Annotated in this window: 13 protein-coding genes; 3 read left to right on the top strand and 10 right to left on the bottom strand. The window is 73.9% G+C overall.

Annotated elements, in window-relative coordinates; genetic code table 11:
* Positions 1–82: 82 nt before the first annotated feature.
* The 9 genes from ACLIN4_RS25925 to rimP all read right to left on the bottom strand — a co-directional run bounded on the left by ACLIN4_RS25925 (position 83) and on the right by rimP (position 12,308).
* Entirely contained in the window at positions 83–1,039 is a 957-nt protein-coding gene (locus tag ACLIN4_RS25925) for a bifunctional riboflavin kinase/FAD synthetase (protein ID WP_100047836.1), read from the bottom strand.
* 158 nt (positions 1,040–1,197) lie between these two features.
* Positions 1,198–5,010, bottom strand: coding sequence for a trypsin-like peptidase domain-containing protein (locus tag ACLIN4_RS25920; RefSeq protein WP_411576278.1), 3,813 nt, complete (start codon positions 5,008–5,010; stop codon positions 1,198–1,200).
* A 254-nt stretch (positions 5,011–5,264) separates the two neighbouring features.
* Positions 5,265–6,170 carry a tRNA pseudouridine(55) synthase TruB gene (gene truB / locus ACLIN4_RS25915; protein WP_269956740.1) on the bottom strand — a complete coding sequence of 302 codons (906 nt, stop codon included), beginning with the start codon at positions 6,168–6,170 and terminating at the stop codon, positions 5,265–5,267.
* A complete protein-coding gene (gene rbfA, locus ACLIN4_RS25910) occupies positions 6,167–6,637 on the bottom strand; it encodes a 30S ribosome-binding factor RbfA (protein WP_100047834.1) in 471 nt (156 codons plus the stop codon). Before rbfA ends, truB begins: the two co-directional genes overlap by 4 nt.
* A gap of 39 nt (positions 6,638–6,676) precedes the next feature.
* Positions 6,677–6,970, bottom strand: a complete 294-nt coding sequence (locus ACLIN4_RS25905; RefSeq protein ID WP_043379255.1) for a DUF503 domain-containing protein — start codon at positions 6,968–6,970, stop codon at positions 6,677–6,679.
* Positions 6,971–7,122: 152 nt separating this feature from the next.
* On the bottom strand, positions 7,123–10,197 hold the full coding sequence (infB, locus tag ACLIN4_RS25900) for a translation initiation factor IF-2 (RefSeq protein ID WP_100047833.1): 3,075 nt from the start codon (positions 10,195–10,197) through the stop codon (positions 7,123–7,125).
* A 174-nt stretch (positions 10,198–10,371) separates the two neighbouring features.
* A complete protein-coding gene (locus ACLIN4_RS25895; protein WP_100047832.1) occupies positions 10,372–10,653 on the bottom strand; it encodes a YlxR family protein in 282 nt (93 codons plus the stop codon).
* A gap of 102 nt (positions 10,654–10,755) precedes the next feature.
* A complete protein-coding gene (nusA, locus tag ACLIN4_RS25890; protein ID WP_100047831.1) occupies positions 10,756–11,766 on the bottom strand; it encodes a transcription termination factor NusA in 1,011 nt (336 codons plus the stop codon).
* 2 nt (positions 11,767–11,768) lie between these two features.
* Positions 11,769–12,308 (bottom strand): ribosome maturation factor RimP, encoded by a 540-nt coding sequence (gene rimP / locus ACLIN4_RS25885; protein WP_411576277.1) that lies wholly within the window; start codon positions 12,306–12,308, stop codon positions 11,769–11,771.
* Between the two features lie 253 nt (positions 12,309–12,561).
* On the opposite strand from rimP, the gene ACLIN4_RS25880 reads away from it, so the two are divergent.
* From ACLIN4_RS25880 to ACLIN4_RS25870, 3 genes are read left to right on the top strand one after another with little or no spacing between them, the layout of a single operon-like run.
* On the top strand, positions 12,562–13,095 hold the full coding sequence (locus ACLIN4_RS25880; RefSeq protein ID WP_382088165.1) for a hypothetical protein: 534 nt from the start codon (positions 12,562–12,564) through the stop codon (positions 13,093–13,095).
* Positions 13,092–13,583: a DUF4439 domain-containing protein gene (locus tag ACLIN4_RS25875; RefSeq protein ID WP_100047828.1), complete on the top strand. Its 492-nt coding sequence runs from the start codon at positions 13,092–13,094 to the stop codon at positions 13,581–13,583. Before ACLIN4_RS25880 ends, ACLIN4_RS25875 begins: the two co-directional genes overlap by 4 nt.
* A 39-nt stretch (positions 13,584–13,622) precedes the next feature.
* A complete protein-coding gene (locus tag ACLIN4_RS25870; RefSeq protein ID WP_107480405.1) occupies positions 13,623–14,525 on the top strand; it encodes an aminoglycoside phosphotransferase family protein in 903 nt (300 codons plus the stop codon).
* A gap of 664 nt (positions 14,526–15,189) precedes the next feature.
* Here ACLIN4_RS25870 and ACLIN4_RS25865 read toward each other — a convergent pair.
* A complete protein-coding gene (locus ACLIN4_RS25865; RefSeq protein ID WP_100046239.1) occupies positions 15,190–16,893 on the bottom strand; it encodes a proline--tRNA ligase in 1,704 nt (567 codons plus the stop codon).
* Between the last annotated feature and the right edge of the window lie 30 nt (positions 16,894–16,923).

The raw sequence follows: 16,923 nt of genomic DNA, 5'->3' as shown, positions 1-16,923 counted from the left end.
CGTGCGGCGGGTCACGTGGTGTCGGCCCTGGAGTGGCACGGCGGTGCCCCGCGCCCTGCGGGGCCGGCCGCTGCCGTCGTTCTCAGTGGCGACCGGTGTACGCCGCGATGATCTCCCGGCACTTCTCGACGTCCTCGCCCATCTGGTCCAGCAGCGCGTCCAGCGTGTCGAACTTCGCCTGCCCCCGTACGAAGGCCAGGAAGTCGACGGCGACGTGCAGGCCGTACAGGTCGAGGCCCACGCGGTCGATCGCGTACGCCTCCACCGTGCGCTCGGTGCCCTCGAACTGCGGGTTGGTGCCGACGGAGACCGCGGCCGGCATGATCTCGCCCTGGGCGTGCAGCAGGCCGGCGTAGACGCCGTCGGCCGGGACGGCGGTGTGCGGGAGGGTCTCGACGTTGGCGGTGGGGAAGCCCAGCTCACGTCCGCGCTGGGCGCCCCGGACGACGACGCCCTCGACGCGGTGCGGCCGGCCGAGGATCTCCGCGGCACCCCCGACGTCGCCCTCGGCGACCAGGCGGCGGGTCAGGGTGGAGGAGAACGGCTCGCCGCCGCCCGCCTCACCGGTCACGTACAGGTCCACGACCTCGACCTCGAAGTCGTAGACCTTGCCCTGCTCGGTGAGGAAGTCGACGTTCCCGGCGGCCTTGTGGCCGAAGCGGAAGTTGGGGCCCTCGACGACCGCCTTGGCGCGCAGCCTGTCGACCAGGACCTTGACCACGAAGTCGGCCGCGGACAGCTTCGAGAACTCGGTGGTGAAGGGCAGGATCAGTACGGCGTCCACGCCCAGGTCCGCCATCAGTTCGGCGCGCCGGTGGTGCGGAGCGAGCAGCGGCGGGTGGCTGCCGGGGCGGACGACCTCGCTGGGGTGCGGGTCGAAGGTGACGACGACCGCGGGGACGCCCAGGTCACGGGCGCGGTCGACGGCGTGCTTGATGATCAGCTGGTGCCCCCGGTGGACACCGTCGTAGGAGCCGATGGTGACGACGCTGCGTCCCCAGTCCTCGGGGATGTCCTCCAAGCCACGCCAGCGCTGCACTGTGTCTGCTCCTTGTCGCAAACTCGTCGGAGTCGATGCCTCTTACGCAGCTCTAAGAGTGCCATGCCGCCCGTCTCGTGCCCGCATCGGCATGGGGGCTGTGACCGGGTGCACGCCGCTCGGTGCGGGCCGGGAGACGCCGTGCGGGCCGGGGCCGGTCAGGCGGGGACCCGGTCGCCCGCCAGGCCCTCGATGGTGCGGCGTGCGCTGGGGCCCACCAGCGCGGCCCAGTCCTGGGGTGCGTCGGCCAGCCAGTCGGTCACGCGAGCGGCGAAACCCGGCAGGTGGCGGGCCAGGTCGACCAGGCCCCGGTCGAAGCGGGTGGCGCCGTCCGGGGTGCGCACGAGGAGCCGGCCGGTGCGGTGGACCAGGGCGCGCTGGCCCTCGCCGCCGCACTGGGCGGCCGCGTGCAGCAGCGCGTCGAGCACGGCCGGGGCCTGCTCATGGGTCAGGAGGTGTTCGCGCAGCTCGTGGCGGAGCAGGCCGCGGACCGGGCTTCCGTCGGCGGCGAGGACTTCGGCGAGCGCGGCCCGCACCGGCTCCGGACCGGCGTCCAGCAGACCGGTGACCAGGGGGTGGAGCACGGCGCGGGCCGCCGGGTCGTCGTCCAGGCGCCGGTCGACGTAGGCGGCCACGTGCCCGGCGGTCTCGGGTCGCTCCGTGACGGCCTCCCCGACGAGTACGGCCACCCGGTGGGCCAGCGCGGGAGTGGTGGCGTCGGCGAGCCTGCGCAGCGCCTCCCCGGCGTCGGGTCCGCGCAGCCTGGCCCGGAAGGCGTCGAGGACGGGCTCCGGATGGGTCGGCAGGGCGGCGGCCACCGCGCTCGGCGGGAGGTACGGGTCGCCCGCCGCGAACCGGCCGAGGGCCCGCGTGAGGTGGCGATCGCGGCTGCCGGGATCCATGACGAGCAGGGCGAGGGCCCCGCCGTGCAGCGGTTCGTCGGCCGGACCGGCGAGCAGGAGCAGGGCCGCGTGGCGGAGCAGGGTGCGGTCGGCGCCGGTGCGGGCGTGCGGGGCGGTGCGCAGGCCGTGGGTGACCGCCGCCGCCCGCCGCTCCGGCCGCTCGTCGCGCGCCCAGCGTTCGACCGCCCGGCAGAGGGCGGAGGGCTCCTCCTCGGCCAGTACGGCGAGCAGTTCGTCGGCCCGCCGGTGCGTGCTGTCGGCGAGTGCCTCGGTGAGGGTGTCCAGGCCGCGGTGGCGGTGGGTGTGCAGCAGTGCCTGGGCGGCCGTGGCGACGGTGGCGTGCGGGGTCGCGGGGAGCGGCCGGTCGTCGTCGAACCAGCGGACGAGGAGCGGTTGCACGGTCGCGGGGTCGGCGGCGAGCAGCCGGGCGACCGTGTCGAGGTGGCGGGGGCCGGGTTCGCGCGGGGGGCCGTCGGCGAGGACGAGGCGGCGCAGCAGGTCCAGGCGCGTGGCCTCCGGAAGCCGCAGGGCGGCCCAGAAGGCCGGCCCGAACTCCCCCTGCCCGCGGGGTTCTTCGCCGCTCCGCTCCGCGATGCCGTCGGCGAGCAGCCGCAGCACGTCCGTGTAGGGCGTGGCGTCGGGCACGCGGGTCAGCGTCTCGGTGAGCAGTCGGGCGGCCCACCAGGAGTACGGGTCGGCGTCGAGGGCGTTCACCAGCTCCTCGAGGGTCAGGGCGAGTTGGGGGATGCCGTACTGCCGGGCGAGGAGCAGCACGGCTTCGACGACGGGGCCGATGCGGTGGTGCGGCACCGGGAGGGCGTGCGTGTGCCGCGGGGTGCCGCCGCGGTGGACGAGGGCGCGCAGGGCCTCGTCCAGGTCGAGGTGGGTGCCCTGGATCCAGTCGGCGAGTTCCTCGTGGGCGAAGCGGTAGCCGTTGCCGGCGGGTACGAGGATGCCTTCGGCGAGGACGGCCGCCGCCCAGCCGGTGCAGCCGCCGAGCCGCGCCGTGGCCTGCCCCCACGGGAACACCGCCTCGAACGACTCCCGGTCCAGCTCGCCCTGCCCGGGGCCCAGGCTGCGCCGGGCCGCCTCGTGCACCTGTCCGGAGACCTTGGCCGCGAGCCGGCGGCGTACGCCGGTGCCGTGCAGGCCGTTCTCGCGGGCCAGCCGGTCCGCGACGCGCAGGCAGACCAGGTCCAGGTAGGCCGTGAAGACCGCGTCCCGGTCGACGCGGACGGGGGGAGGCGGTCCGGGCAGGGCCCGGTGGACCTCGGCGAGCAGGCGGAGGGTGAGGGGGTGCCGGGCGTCGGGGTCGGCGAGCGCGCCTTCCGGTACCCGGTAGCGTGCGCGCGCCTCACGGGCCTCGTCGTCCGTCAGGTCGCCGAGGCGGACGCAGGGCGGGCTTCCCACGCCGGCCGCCGCGGAGGCCGGCTCGGCGGGCTCCGCTTCGTGCGGGAACTCGGGGGACTGTGCCCCGTGCGGAAGCCCGGTGGGTTCCGTCCCGGAGGACGGCCCTGCGGCGGGTGTCCGGCCCGCGGTGCGGTCGCCGGCGCCGAGGCGGTCGCCGTCGCCGCCCGGCCCGGTGCACGGCTGTGGTGCCACGTCCGGCCAGGAGCGGCCACGGCCGAGGACCGGCGCGGCCGACGCCGACCTGCCCGCTGCGTACAACAGCTCCCGCGGGAACTCCGCCCCCGCCCGCTCCCAGTACTCGGCCCGGCAGGCCACCACCAGCCGGGCCCCCGTCTCCGCCAGCCATGCCGCCGTGCCCTCGGTCCACTCGGGGAGGCGGTGGGCCAGGACGGGCGGCATCTCCTCGGGGCCGTCGAGGAGGAGCAGGAGGGGGCGCCCGGCGGTGTGCGCGAGGTGGGCCAGGCGCTCCGGGGTGATGTCGCCGAGACCGGCGGGGCGGGAGCGGTCGGAGGCGGCCACGATGCGGGCGGCCCGGGCCAGCGCCCTGCGGACCGCGTCCGCCACCGACCTGTCGTCGTCCTGGAGGTCGGCGCCGCGCAGCCACAGGGTGGGCGCGGGCTCCGTGCCCCGGGAGCGGCGGGCGGCGAGGGCGGCCAGCTCGGTCGTACGGCCGCTGCCGGGTGCGCCGACGAGCCCGAGGACACGGGCACGGGCGCGGGGCTCGGTGAAGGCGGTGAACTCCCGGACCACGTCGGCGCGTTCGACCGGCTCCACCGGGCCGGCGCCGTTACACGGTCCGCCGTCGGCACTCGGGCCGCTCCCCACCCCGGCAGGCGCGTCCGCGCCACCTCCCCCCGCCGGCGTCGCCGGTGGGCCGTCCTGCCCGACCTGGGTCGCCGTGAGGGCCAGTACGCCGGCGAGGTTGAGGTCGGCGCCGTAGGCCGGGACCGTCGCCGCGTTCTCGGCGAGCAGGTCGGCGAGGGGTCCGGGGGCGTGCGGCGGCAGGGGGACCGCGAAGCCGACGTCGCTGTGTCCGGAGCTCAGCGCGGTGCCGATGACCCCGAGGACCGCGCCGGTCGTCAGGTCGAGCACCGGTCCGCCGGCCGCGCCGCCGCCCAGCCGCAGGGCGTCCCGGCCCGAGATGCCGACCGCCAGCTCCAGCGCGTCACAGACGCGGTGGAAGCGGTCGGTGGCCGCGTAGTGGACGTCGGTGGTGCCCAGCACGCGGGCCTCCCGCCAGCCGCCGGCGGCGATCCGGACGTACGTCCCGGCCTCGACCCTGTCCCGCGTGGTGACGGGCAGCGGGTGCACACCGAGTCCCCCGGCGCGTACGAGGGCCAGGCCGAGGGTGGGCAGCGGGGTGACGTCGGCGGCGGCCACGACGCGGCGGCGGTCGTCGGCGGTGCTCAGCACGAGCCGGGACAGGCCGTCGACCGCCTCGTGACTGGTGACGACCGTGCCGTGGTGGTCGGCGACGAAGCCGGTGCCGCGGGGGCGGCCCGCGAGGTCGTGGACGCGGACCAGGGCGTCGTCGGGCGGGTGTCCCGTCGAGGGGGTCGACAGGGCCGGTGGTCCGTCGTGCGGGTCCCCGGTGCCGTGTCCGGACCCCCGTACCACTCTGCCGCTTCCCGCCTCCCGGGACCGGTTTCGCGACCCCATCGTCGCACCTCCCCGCCGTACACCCGTGCTGTGTGTTCGACGGTAGGCGCCTGATGATCAGCGGGACAGATCGCTTCGCGAAAGCGCCCCCTTCCACTCCCCCGGTTCACTCCGAGCGCCTGCCCGGACGGGTGAACAGGCGGGGAGGGTTGGATACAACCTAGGGGGTGGGGGAACCGAGGGGGGCCGTGGAGCGGCGGCGGTGGAAGTCCCCGTGGTCGCCGCTCCACGGACAAGCCCTTCGGCGGGCCGGCTCAGCCGAAGACGGCCAGGCTCTTGGCCTTGCCCTTCTGTTCCTCCACGAGCGCGAGGAAGCGGCCCTCCGGGTCGAAGACGGCGACGGCACCGGCGCCCGCGTACTCGTCGGGCATCTCCAGCCGCACGCCGTTGAGGAGGAGCCGGGCGCGCCTGGTGTCCACCTTCCACTGCGGGAAGGCGGCACGGGCCGCGTCCGCGACGGGCATGACGGTCAGCTCCTGCTGGAGCTGGTCCAGCGTCTTGGCGGCGTCCAGCTTGTAGGGGCCGACGCGGGTGCGGCGCAGCGCGGTGAGGTGGCCGCCGACGCCGAGGTCGGCGCCGAGGTCCCGGGCGAGGGCGCGGATGTAGGTGCCGGAGGAGCAGACCACCGAGACCACCAGATCGGTCACGGGGGTGCCGTCCTCGGCGACGGCGTCCCGGACGTCGTACACCGCGAAGGAGGAGACGGTGACGGGGCGGGCGGGGATCTCGAACTCCTCGCCCTCGCGCGCCCGCTTGTAGGAGCGCACGCCGTTGATCTTGATGGCGCTGACCTTGGACGGCACCTGCATGATGTCGCCGGTCAGCTTGGCGACGGCGGCGTCGACGGCGTCCCGGGTGACCTTCGAGGCGTCCAGCGACCTCGTGATCTCGCCCTCGGCGTCGTCGGTCAGCGTCGTCTGCCCGAGCCTGATGGTGCCCAGGTACTCCTTCTCGGTGAGCGCGAGGTGTCCGAGGAGCTTGGTCGCCCGCTCCACACCGAGGACCAGGACGCCCGTCGCCATCGGGTCGAGCGTGCCGGCGTGCCCGACGCGCCGGGTGCGGGCGATGCCCCGCATCTTGGCGACGACGTCGTGCGAGGTGAAGCCCGACGGCTTGTCCACGATGACAAGGCCGTCGGGCGTGGTGTGCTTCTCGGTCATTTAGCGGTGTCGTCCGTCTCGTCGGCCTCGGCGTCCTCGTCGTCCTCGCCCGGCTTGCGGTACGGGTCCGCCTCACCGGCGTACGCGGCGCCCGCGGAGGCTTCGCGCACCTTGGCGTCGGACTGGCGTGCCTTGTCGAGGAGGTCCTCGATGTTCCGGGCGGTGTCCGGGAGGGCGTCCATGACGAAGGCCAGGGTCGGCGTGAACTTCACGCCCGCCGCCTTGCCGACCTCGGAGCGCAGGATGCCCTTGGCGCTCTCCAGGCCGGCGGCCGCGGCCGCCCGCTCCTCGTCGTCCCCGTACACCGTGTAGAAGACGGTCGCCTCCCGCAGGTCACCCGTGACCCGGGTGTCCGTGATGGTGACGTGCGAGCCGAGCCGCGGGTCCTTGATCCCGCGCTGCAGCTTCTGGGCCACCACCTCTCGGATGAGGTCCGCCAGCCTTTTCGCCCGCGCGTTGTCGGCCACTGGTCCGTCTCCCGTTCTTTCTTCTCTGTGTTTCGTGGGTCAGTCGTCTTCGCCGTGGAAGCGCCGCCTGACGGACAGCAGCTCCACCTCGGGCCGGCCGGCCACCAGCCGTTCGCACCGGTCGAGTACGTCACTGAGGTGCCCGGCGTCGCCGGACACCATGGCCAGGCCGATCACGACCCGGCGATGGAGGTTCATGTGATCCACCTCCGCCGCGCTCACCGCGTACTTCCGCTGGAGCTCGGCGACGATCGGGCGGACGACGGAGCGCTTCTCCTTCAGCGAATGTACGTCGCCGAGGAGGAGGTCGAAGGACAGCGTCCCCACATACATGTGCAACCGGTTCACCCGCCGGTCCGGGATCGATGGCCCCGCCATCCACGGGCGGGGACATCAGAACCGTACAACGAACGGCCGGGGCCGATCGACGGATATTGCTCTCCGCCGACCGGCCCCGGACCGGACCGCCTCGGAAGTCGGGGTGCTTACACCCGCGGCTTCTCGCGCATCTCGTACGTCGCGATGACGTCGTCGACCTTGATGTCGTTGAAGTTTCCGAGGTTGATACCGCCCTCGAAGCCTTCGCGGATCTCGGTGACGTCGTCCTTGAAGCGACGCAGACCCTCGATGTTGAGGTTCTCCGCGATGACCTTGCCATCGCGCAGGAGGCGCGCCTTGGTGTTGCGCTTGACCTCGCCGGAGCGGATGAGGACACCCGCGATGTTGCCCAGCTTGGAGGAGCGGAAGACCTCGCGGATCTCCGCCGTACCGAGCTCGACCTCTTCGTACTCCGGCTTGAGCATGCCCTTGAGGGCCGCCTCGATCTCCTCGATCGCCTGGTAGATGACCGAGTAGTACCGGACGTCCACACCCTCGCGCTCGGCCATCTGCTGCGCACGCCCGGCGGCGCGCACGTTGAAGCCGATCACGATGGCGTCGGAGCCCATGGCCAGGTCGATGTCGGACTCCGTGACCGCACCGACGCCGCGGTGCAGGACGCGGATGTCGACCTCTTCGCCGACGTCCAGCTGGAGCAGCGAGGACTCGAGGGCCTCGACCGAACCGGAAGCGTCACCCTTGATGATCAGGTTCAGCTGCTGGACCTCGCCGGCCTTGAGGACCTTGTCCAGGTCCTCCAGCGACACGCGGCGCGTGCGCTTGGCGAACGCGGCGTTGCGCTCACGGGCGGCGCGCTTCTCCGCGATCTGGCGGGCCGTACGGTCCTCCTCGACCACGATGAAGTTGTCACCGGCGCCCGGGACGTTGGTCAGGCCCAGGACCTGGACCGGCGTCGAGGGACCGGCCTCGGCGACGTTGTTGCCGTTGTCGTCGAGCATGGCGCGGACGCGGCCGTAGGCGTCGCCCACCACCATCGTGTCGCCGACCCGCAGGGTGCCTCGCTGGACGAGGACCGTCGCCACGGCACCGCGGCCGCGGTCGAGACGGGACTCGATCGAGATGCCCTGCGCGTCCTGGTTCGGGTTGGCCCGCAGGTCGAGCGAGGCGTCCGCGGTGAGGACCACGGCCTCCAGCAGGGAGTCGATGTGCAGACCCTGCTTGGCGGAGATGTCGACGAACATGGTGTCGCCGCCGTACTCCTCGGCCACCAGGCCGTACTCGGTCAGCTGACCGCGCACCTTGGTCGGGTCGGCGCCCTCGACGTCGATCTTGTTGACCGCGACGACGATCGGGACCTCGGCCGCCTTGGCGTGGTTGAGCGCCTCGACCGTCTGCGGCATGACGCCGTCGTTGGCCGCGACGACCAGGATCGCGATGTCGGTCGACCGGGCACCACGGGCACGCATGGCGGTGAACGCCTCGTGACCCGGGGTGTCGATGAAGGTGATCTTGCGCTCTTCTTCGTTGACCTCGGTCGCGACCTGGTAGGCACCGATGTGCTGGGTGATGCCGCCGGCCTCGCCCGCGATGACGTTCGTCTTGCGGATGGCGTCGAGCAGTCGGGTCTTACCGTGGTCGACGTGACCCATGACGGTCACGACCGGCGGACGGACGACCAGGTCCTCCTCGGAGCCCTCGTCCTCGCCGAACTCCAGGTCGAAGGACTCGAGCAGCTCGCGGTCCTCCTCCTCCGGGCTGACGATCTGAACCGTGTAGTTCATCTCGTCCGCGAGGAGCTGGAGCGTCTCGTCGGAGACGGACTGGGTCGCGGTGACCATCTCGCCGAGGTTCATCATGACCGCGACGAGCGACGCCGGGTTGGCGTTGATCTTCTCCGCGAAGTCGGTGAGCGAAGCACCGCGCGACAGGCGAATGGTCTCGCCGTTGCCGCGAGGCAGCATCACGCCGCCGACCGACGGGGCCTGCATGGCCTCGTACTCCTGGCGCCTCTGCCGCTTCGACTTGCGACCACGACGCGCGGGGCCACCGGGACGACCGAAGGCGCCCTGCGTGCCACCACGGCCACCGGGACCGCCGGGACGGCCGCCGAAGCCGGGACGGCCACCGCCGCCACCGAAGCCGCCGCCACCACCGGGACGACCGGCGAAACCGCCGCCGCCACCGGGACGACCGCCGCCACCGCCGCCGGGACGACCGGCGAAGCCGCCGCCGCCCGGACGACCGCCGCCGCCGGGACGACCGGCACCGCCGGGACCGCGACCGCCGCCACCGGGGCCGGGACGCGGGCCGGCAGCCGGACGCTGCGGCATCATGCCGGGGTTCGGACGCGGGCCGCCGCCGGGACGGGGACCGGCGCCGCCGCCCTGCGGACGCGGCATCGAGCCCGGGCTCGGACGGTTGCCGCCCGGAGCCTGGGGACGGGGACCGCCGCCCTGGCCGGGGGCCTGCGGACGGGGACCGGCGCCGGGGGCACCGGGACCGCCCGGACGCGGGCCGCCCTGCGGACGGGGCGCCTGCGGGCGCGCCATGCCGGCGTTGCCGCCGGACGTGAAGGGGTTGTTGCCCGGACGCGGACCGCCGGGACGGCCGCCGGGACGCTGGCCCGGGGCGCCGGGGCGCTGGCCACCGGGGCGGCCCTGGCCGCCCTGCTGACCCCGGTCCTGACCCGGACCGGACGGACGGGCGCCACCGGGCTTGGGGGCACCGGGACGCGCGCCACCGGGCTTCGGACCGGCCGGAGCCTGGGACGAAGCGGCCGGGGCCGACGGCGGAGCGGTGAACTCCGGGGCGGCCGGGGCCGGACGCGGAGCGGGCTTGGGGCCCGGCGTCGGGCGCGGACCCTGGGACGGCGCCGGCGCGGGGGCCGACGGAGCCTCGGGCTGCTGGGCGGCCGGGGGCTTGGGAGCCGCCGGTGCCGCCGGAGCCGCGGGACCCGGACGGGGCGCAGCCGGGCGGGCCGCCTGCGCCGGGGACGGCGCCGACGGCCTGGGGGCAGCCTTCTTCGGGGCCGCGGGACGACCGGCGGACCGGCCGTTGCCGCCACCCTGCTGGAAGGCGTCTGTCAGCTTGCGTACTACGGGCGCTTCGATCGTCGAAGACGCCGAACGGACGAATTCACCGAGTTCCTGGAGCTTGGCCATGACGACCTTGCTCTCCACACCGAACTCCTTGGCGAGTTCGTATACCCGGACCTTAGCCACTTCGCTCCTCTGAGGTCCGGGTTGCGTCCGGACCGTCGCTAGTTCATGGGCGTACTCATCGCGTACTCATCGAGTGCTCATCGCAATCTCGACCTGCTTTCGACTCGCGAGGTACCAGTCCGCACGGGGTTCCGTGCGGCACGTCTTCCTTAGCACGTTGCCTACATGCTGCTGTCAGCAACCTTGTGCCTGCTCGACGTAGCGGCGCAACGCCTTTACGTCGAGCGGACCCGGGACGCGGAGCGCCCGCGGGAACGCCTTGCGGCGCACTGCCTGGTCGACACAGACCGGCACGGGGTGCACGTACGCACCCCGGCCGGGCAGCGTACCGCGCGGATCGGGGGCACATTCACCCTCGACCGCCACGGTGCGCAGCAGCTCGCTCTTGACCGCTCGCTCCCGGCACCCCACGCAGGTGCGCTCAGGGCATGCTCGGGTACGTGTCCGGCCAGACACTCCTAAGTCTACCTCCCCGGACCGACCTCACCCCTTTGGGGCAAGAATCGAACACACGCCGCACTCAAGACTGTCGTGATCTCAGCGCCGTGCGGCTTGGATCTATTCCCCGTGCCCGCCGGACGACTGGTCCGAGGGCTGCTCGGTGTCCGGGCGGATGTCGATCCGCCAGCCGGTCAGCCGGGCGGCGAGGCGGGCGTTCTGGCCCTCCTTGCCGATGGCCAGCGACAGCTGGTAGTCGGGCACGATCACGCGGGCCGAGCGGGCCGCCAGGTCCACGACCTCCACCTTGGAGACGCGGGCCGGGGAGAGCGCGTTCGCCACCATCTCGGCCGGGTCGTCCGACCAGTCGACGATGTCGATCTTCTCGCCGTTCAGCTCGCCCATGACGTTGCGCACCCGGCCGCCCATCGGGCCGATGCAGGCGCCCTTGGCGTTCAGGCCCGAGCGGGTGGAGCGCACGGCGATCTTGGTGCGGTGGCCGGCCTCGCGGGCGATCGCGGAGATCTCGACGGAACCGTCGGCGATCTCGGGCACCTCCAGGGCGAAGAGCTTCTTCACCAGGTTGGGGTGCGTGCGGGACAGCGTGACGGACGGGCCGCGCACGCCCTTGGCGACGCGGACGACGTACGAACGCAGGCGCGTGCCGTGCGGGTAGGTCTCGCCGGGCACCTGCTCCTGCACCGGCAGGATGGCCTCCAGCTTGCCGATGTCGACCAGCACGTTCTTCGGGTCGCGGCCCTGCTGGACGACGCCGGTGACGATGTCGCCCTCGCGGCCGGCGTACTCACCGAGCGTCGCGTCGTCCTCGGCGTCGCGCAGCCGCTGCAGGATGACCTGCTTGGCGGTGGTGGCGGCGATGCGGCCGAAGTCGGACGGGGTGTCGTCGAACTCGCGGGGCGCCTGGCCCTCCTCGAGGTCGTCCGGGTCCTCCTTCGCCCACACGGTCACGTGTCCGGTGTCCCGGTTGAGCTCCACGCGCGCGTGCCGGCGGCTTCCCTCGGTGCGGTGGTAGGCGATGAGGAGGGCCGACTCGATCGCCTCGACCAGCAGGTCGAAGGAGATCTCCTTCTCCCGGACCAAACCCCGCAGGGCGCTCATGTCGATGTCCACGGCTACGCCTCCTCCTCTTCCGTTGTGTTCATGCTGTTGTTCCCGGAGGCCTTGTCGCCGCCGTCGTCCTTGCGGTTGAACTCGACCTGGACGCGTGCCTTGTCGATGTCGCCGAAGGTGATTCGGCGGGTGGTGGCCTTGCGCCCCTTGACTCCGGGGACCTCGACGTCGAGTCCCTCGTCGTCGACGCCGAGGATGCGGGCGACGAGCTCGCCGCCCTCGTGGAGCTGGAACCGCACCAGGCGGTGCGTGGCGCGCACGAAGTGGCGGTGCTCGGTGAGGGTGCGCTCGGCGCCCGGGGTGCCGACCTCCAGGGTGTACTCCCCGCTGCCCATCGCGTCGGTCTCGTCGAGCTTCGCCGAGAGCGCGCGGCTCACATCGGCGATCCGGTCCAGGTCGGCACCGGTGTCGGAGTCGACGACCACACGCAGCACGCGCTTGCGGCCGACCGAGTCCACCGCGATCTCCTCGAGGTCCAGTCCCTGGGAGGCGACGAGCGGCTCCAGCAGCTCTCGCAGCCTCTCGCTCTGGGTGGTGCTCATCCGGGTGACTCCTCGGCCGCGTGTGCTGTTGTAGGACGGTGCGCGTGTCTGGTCAAAGGGTATCCGGTCCCGGAGGGTGTTGCCGTCCACCCCGGCTCGGCTGTGCCGATGGGTGGTGCCCGGCCGGGGCCCGGGTACCGTGATCACGGGCAGGCCGCACCGCGGGTTCCCGTTCGCGCCGCCCGCCGCTCCGCCGCCGTTTCTGCCCCGCTGTCGCCTCCGTATCCGTACGAGCCCGTCGAGGACGTCTGCCGTGTCGCTTCCCGCATCGCCGCGCCTGCCCTCGGGGCCGCGCAGAAGGAGCCTGCTCGCGTCGGCCGCCGGGGCCGCGCTGCTCGTCGGCTGTTCCGGCGGCTCCGACTCCGGTGGCCGGGGCGGCGAGCCGTCCGCCTCGAAGCAGGCACGCGCGCGTGCGGCGCGGGACAGCGAGTCGCTGGCCGGGCGGTACTCGGCGGTGATCGCCGCACATCCGGGGCTGGCGGAGCGGCTGCGGCCGCTGCGGGAGGAGGTCGTGCGGCACGCGGAGGCGTTCGGTGCCGTGCGGTCCGCCTCCCCGGACGCTTCGCCCTCGGTGTCCGCGCGGGCCGCGGGGCCGGAGGACGGCGTCGGTGCCGTGCCCGCGAGCGAGAAGGACGCCCTGGCCCTGCTCGCCGCCGCCGAGCGGGAGCTGACGGAGCGGCGGACCGGGGCGCTGGCGGGGGTGCCGGGCGAGCTGGCGCGGCTGCTGGCCTCCGTGGCGGCGGCCGGGGCGGCGCACGTGTATCTGCTGACGGAGGGTGACGGGTGAGCGAGGCTGAGGACCGGGAGCTGGACGCCCTCCAGGCGGCGCTGGCGGCGGAGCACGCGGCCGTGTACGGCTACGGGGTCGTCGGCGGGCGCGTCGGCGAGGAACGGCGCGGCGAGGCGCGGACGGCGTACGACGCGCACCGGGCGCGACGGGACGCCCTGGCGCGCGACGTGTCCGATCTCGGCGCGAAGCCGGTCGCGGCGGCGGCCGGGTACGCGCTGCCCTTCGAGGTGCCGGACTCCGCGTCGGCGGTGCGGCTGGCGGCCGAGCTGGAGGACCGGGTGGCCGGTGTCTACTCCGACCTGGTGCGGGCCGCCGACGGCGACCGGCGCGCGGCTGCGGCCGGGGCGCTGCGCGAGGCGGCGGTCCGGGCGGTGCGCTGGCGGGGCGGGAGCGTAGCCTTCCCTGGGCTCGCCGAGCGGGCCGGTTCGTCGGCCGGACAGGGGCCGGCCTCGGGGACCTCGGCCTCGGCGACACCGACTGCGTAACACGTACGGCTGCCCGTACGGGAAGGGAACGGCTCGCGCATGGCTTTCGAACCGCCGCGGCGTCTGGTCAGGGCGCTCGGTGAGACGGCACCGGACGGTGACGACTGGTTGGAGAAGCTGCCCGCGGCGGCCGAGCGGGCCGTGGAGCTGCGCGAGCTGACCGTGGAGCGGGTGCAGGTGCCCGGCGGGCGCAGCAGCCTGGTCGTCCTGGTGCGCAGGTCCGACGGGACGCCGGCGGTGCTGAAGCTGGCCCCGCGCCGGGCGCGGCCGGAGAGTGAGCGGGCCGCGCTCGCCCACTGGAACGGGCTGGGCGCCGTGCAGTTGCTCGACGAGCCGGACGGCGCGGAGGGCGTGCTGCTGCTGGAGCGGCTGCATCCGGACGTGTCGGTGCGGTCGTTGCCCGAGTCGAAGGCGCTGCTGGAGGCCGCGGGGACGCTGCGCCGGCTGTGGGTGGAGCCGCCCGCCGGTCACCCCTTCGAGACCGTGGCGGAGCGGACCGGGCGGCAGGCGGAGGCGATGCGGGCGGGCGCGGTGACCGACCCGGAGGTGGCGCCGCTGGTCGACGCGGCGGTCGCGGTGCGCGGGGAGCTGCTGGCCGGGGCTCCTGAGCAGCGGCTTCTGCACGGCACGTTCCGGCAGAGCAAGGTGCTCGCCGGGGACCGGATGCCATGGCTGGCCGTGGGGCCCGACCCGGTGGTCGGCGAGAGCGCCTTCGATCTGGCGCGGCTGGTGCGGGACCGGGTGGAGGATCTCGTCGCGCAGCCCTCGGGGGCCTCGACGACCCGGCGCCGGATCAAGCGGCTCGCGGAGTCGCTGGAGGTGGATCAGGAGCGGCTGCGGGGGTGGACGCTGTTCCGGGCCGTGGAGTCGGGGGTGCGGGCCCGGCGGGTGGGGCGGGAGCAGGACGCGGAACTGTTGTTGGAGTTCGCGGGCTGGCTGTGAGTCGGCCTCCGGCGGGTGCCTCCGGCGGTGGGGCGGGGTGCCTCCGGCGGTGGGGCGGGGTGCCTCCGGCGGTGGGGCGGGGTGCCTCCGGCGGTGGGGCGGGGTGCCTCCGGCGGTGGGGCGGGGTGCCTCCGGCGGTGGGGCGGGGTGCCTCCGGCAGCCTGTGCGGGTTCGGTGGGGGTGCGGGTAGCGCGTTCGGTTGTGCTGTGGGTCGGGGCCGCGCCGGGGGGTGTCCGTCCTCGGAACGGCGCGGAATCGGTCGGCTACGGGGGTGAACGGCGCGGACGCGCCAACTGCTGCGGGCGGACACCCCCCGACACGTCCCCTTCCCGCCGTACGCGACTTTCCGTGCACGCGGGGTGCGCAACCGCCCGGGCTCCGCGCTATCCCAGCGAGTGCCGCGTAGCTGCGGGCAGTCGTGCCGCTGGGGCGATGGGGGTCCCCCCGCTCGAGCGAAGCCGAGAGTGGGGGAGGGTGGGCGCAGCGGCACCCCGCAGCGCCGGGCCGCGACACCCACCCAACGCCCACGCCGGGTGCGCAGGGAGACGCCGGGCCGTGCCCCCAGCCCGACGCGCACGGGTGCAGACGGAAGCTATGGGCCGCAGCACCCGCCCCCAGGGGGCGACGCGCCAGTGGGGGTGGGCGTGCCCACCCCCGGGGCCCGTCAGCTGGTGAGGCGGGTGATGGCCTCTTCGACCGTTACTTCCTCGCGCTCGCCGGTGCGGCGGTCCTTCAGCTCGACCACGCCCTCGGCGGAGCGGCGGCCGGCGACCAGGATCTGCGGGACGCCGATCAGCTCGGCGTCGGTGAACTTGACGCCCGGGGAGACGCCCGCGCGGTCGTCCACCAGGACGCGGACGCCGGCGGCGGACAGCTTCTCGGAGACCTCCAGGGCCAGCTCGGTCTGCAGGGCCTTGCCGGCGGCGACGACGTGGACGTCGGCCGGGGCGACCTCCTTGGACCAGACGAGGCCCTTCTCGTCGGCGTGCTGCTCCGCGAGGGCCGCCACCGCGCGGGAGACGCCGATGCCGTAGGAGCCCATGGTGACGCGGGCCGGCTTGCCGTTCTGGCCGAGCACGTCGAGCTTGAGGGCGTCGGTGTACTTGCGACCGAGCTGGAAGATGTGGCCGATCTCGATGGCGCGGTCGAGCTTGAGGCCGGTGCCGCACTTCGGGCAGGGGTCGCCCTCCCGGACGACGACCACGTCCACGTACGCGTCGACCTCGAAGTCGCGGCCGGCGACGACGTTCTTCGCGTGTGTGTGCTCCTTGTTGGCGCCGGTGATCCAGGCGGTGCCGGGGGCCACGCGGGGGTCGGCGATGTACTTGACCTTCTCGCCCAGTCCCTGCGGGCCGACGTAGCCGCGGACCAGGTCGGGGCGGCCGACGAAGTCCTCGGCGGTGACCAGCTCGACGGCGGCCGGGGCGAAGTGCGCCTCGACCTTGTCCATGTCGACCTCGCGGTCGCCGGGGACGCCCACCGCGACAATCTCGCCGTCCACCTTGACGAGGAGGTTCTTGAGGGTGGCGGAGGCCGGGACGCCGAGGGAGGCGGCCAGGGTCTCGATGGTCGGGGTGTCGGGGGTGGGGATCTCCTCGGCGGCGGGTGCGTCCGTCGCGTCCACCGGCTGGAGGGCGTAGGTGATCGCCTCGGTGTTGGCGGCGAAGTCGCAGTTCGGGCAGTCCGCGAAGGTGTCCTCGCCGGCCTCGGCGGGGGCCAGGAACTCCTCGGACTTGGAGCCGCCCATCGCGCCGGCGGTCGCGGCGCAGATGCGGTAGTCGAGGCCCAGGCGCTCGAAGATGCGCTGGTAGGCGGCGCGGTGCAGGGCGTAGGACTCGGCGAGGCCCTCGTCGGCGACGTCGAAGGAGTAGGAGTCCTTCATCAGGAACTCGCGGCCGCGCAGGATGCCGGCCCGGGGGCGGGCCTCGTCGCGGTACTTGTTCTGGATCTGGTAGAGGATGACCGGCAGGTCCTTGTAGGAGGACGCCTGGTCCTTCACCAGGAGGGTGAAGATCTCCTCGTGGGTGGGGCCGAGGAGGTAGTCGCCGCCCTTGCGGTCCTGGAGCCGGAAGAGTTCGGGGCCGTACTCGTCCCAGCGGCCGGTGGCCTCGTAGGGCTCGCGCGGCAGCAGGGCGGGGAGCTGGACCTCCTGGGCGCCGATGGCGTCCATCTCCTCGCGGACGATGCGCTCGATGTTGCCGAGGACCTTCTTGCCGAGCGGCAGCCAGCTCCACAGACCGGCGGCGGTGCGGCGCACGTACCCGGCGCGGACCAGCAGCTTGTGGCTGAGGACCTCGGCGTCCGCCGGGTCGTCGCGCAGCGTCTTCGCCATCAACTTCGACATGCGCTGGACCTGTGCGTTGGCCATGGTTCTCGTGTCTCCTGCTGCGTAAGGGTG

Origin of the sequence: Streptomyces mutabilis, from assembly GCF_046628145.1 — a bacterium.
Taxonomy (GTDB): Bacteria; Actinomycetota; Actinomycetes; order Streptomycetales; family Streptomycetaceae; genus Streptomyces; species Streptomyces mutabilis.
The sequence above is the reverse complement of the archived record's forward strand: the minus strand, read 5'-3'. Positions and strand labels throughout refer to the sequence as shown.

Coding starts and splice junctions, on each gene's coding strand:
- ACLIN4_RS25920 (WP_411576278.1), bottom strand. CDS start 5,010: ATGGGGTCGCGAAACCGGTCCCGGGAGGCGGGAAGCGGCAGAGTGGTA.
- truB (WP_269956740.1), bottom strand. CDS start 6,170: ATGACCGAGAAGCACACCACGCCCGACGGCCTTGTCATCGTGGACAAG.
- ACLIN4_RS25865 (WP_100046239.1), bottom strand. CDS start 16,893: ATGGCCAACGCACAGGTCCAGCGCATGTCGAAGTTGATGGCGAAGACG.
- rimP (WP_411576277.1), bottom strand. CDS start 12,308: ATGAGCACCACCCAGAGCGAGAGGCTGCGAGAGCTGCTGGAGCCGCTC.
- ACLIN4_RS25870 (WP_107480405.1), top strand. CDS start 13,623: ATGGCTTTCGAACCGCCGCGGCGTCTGGTCAGGGCGCTCGGTGAGACG.
- ACLIN4_RS25905 (WP_043379255.1), bottom strand. CDS start 6,970: ATGTATGTGGGGACGCTGTCCTTCGACCTCCTCCTCGGCGACGTACAT.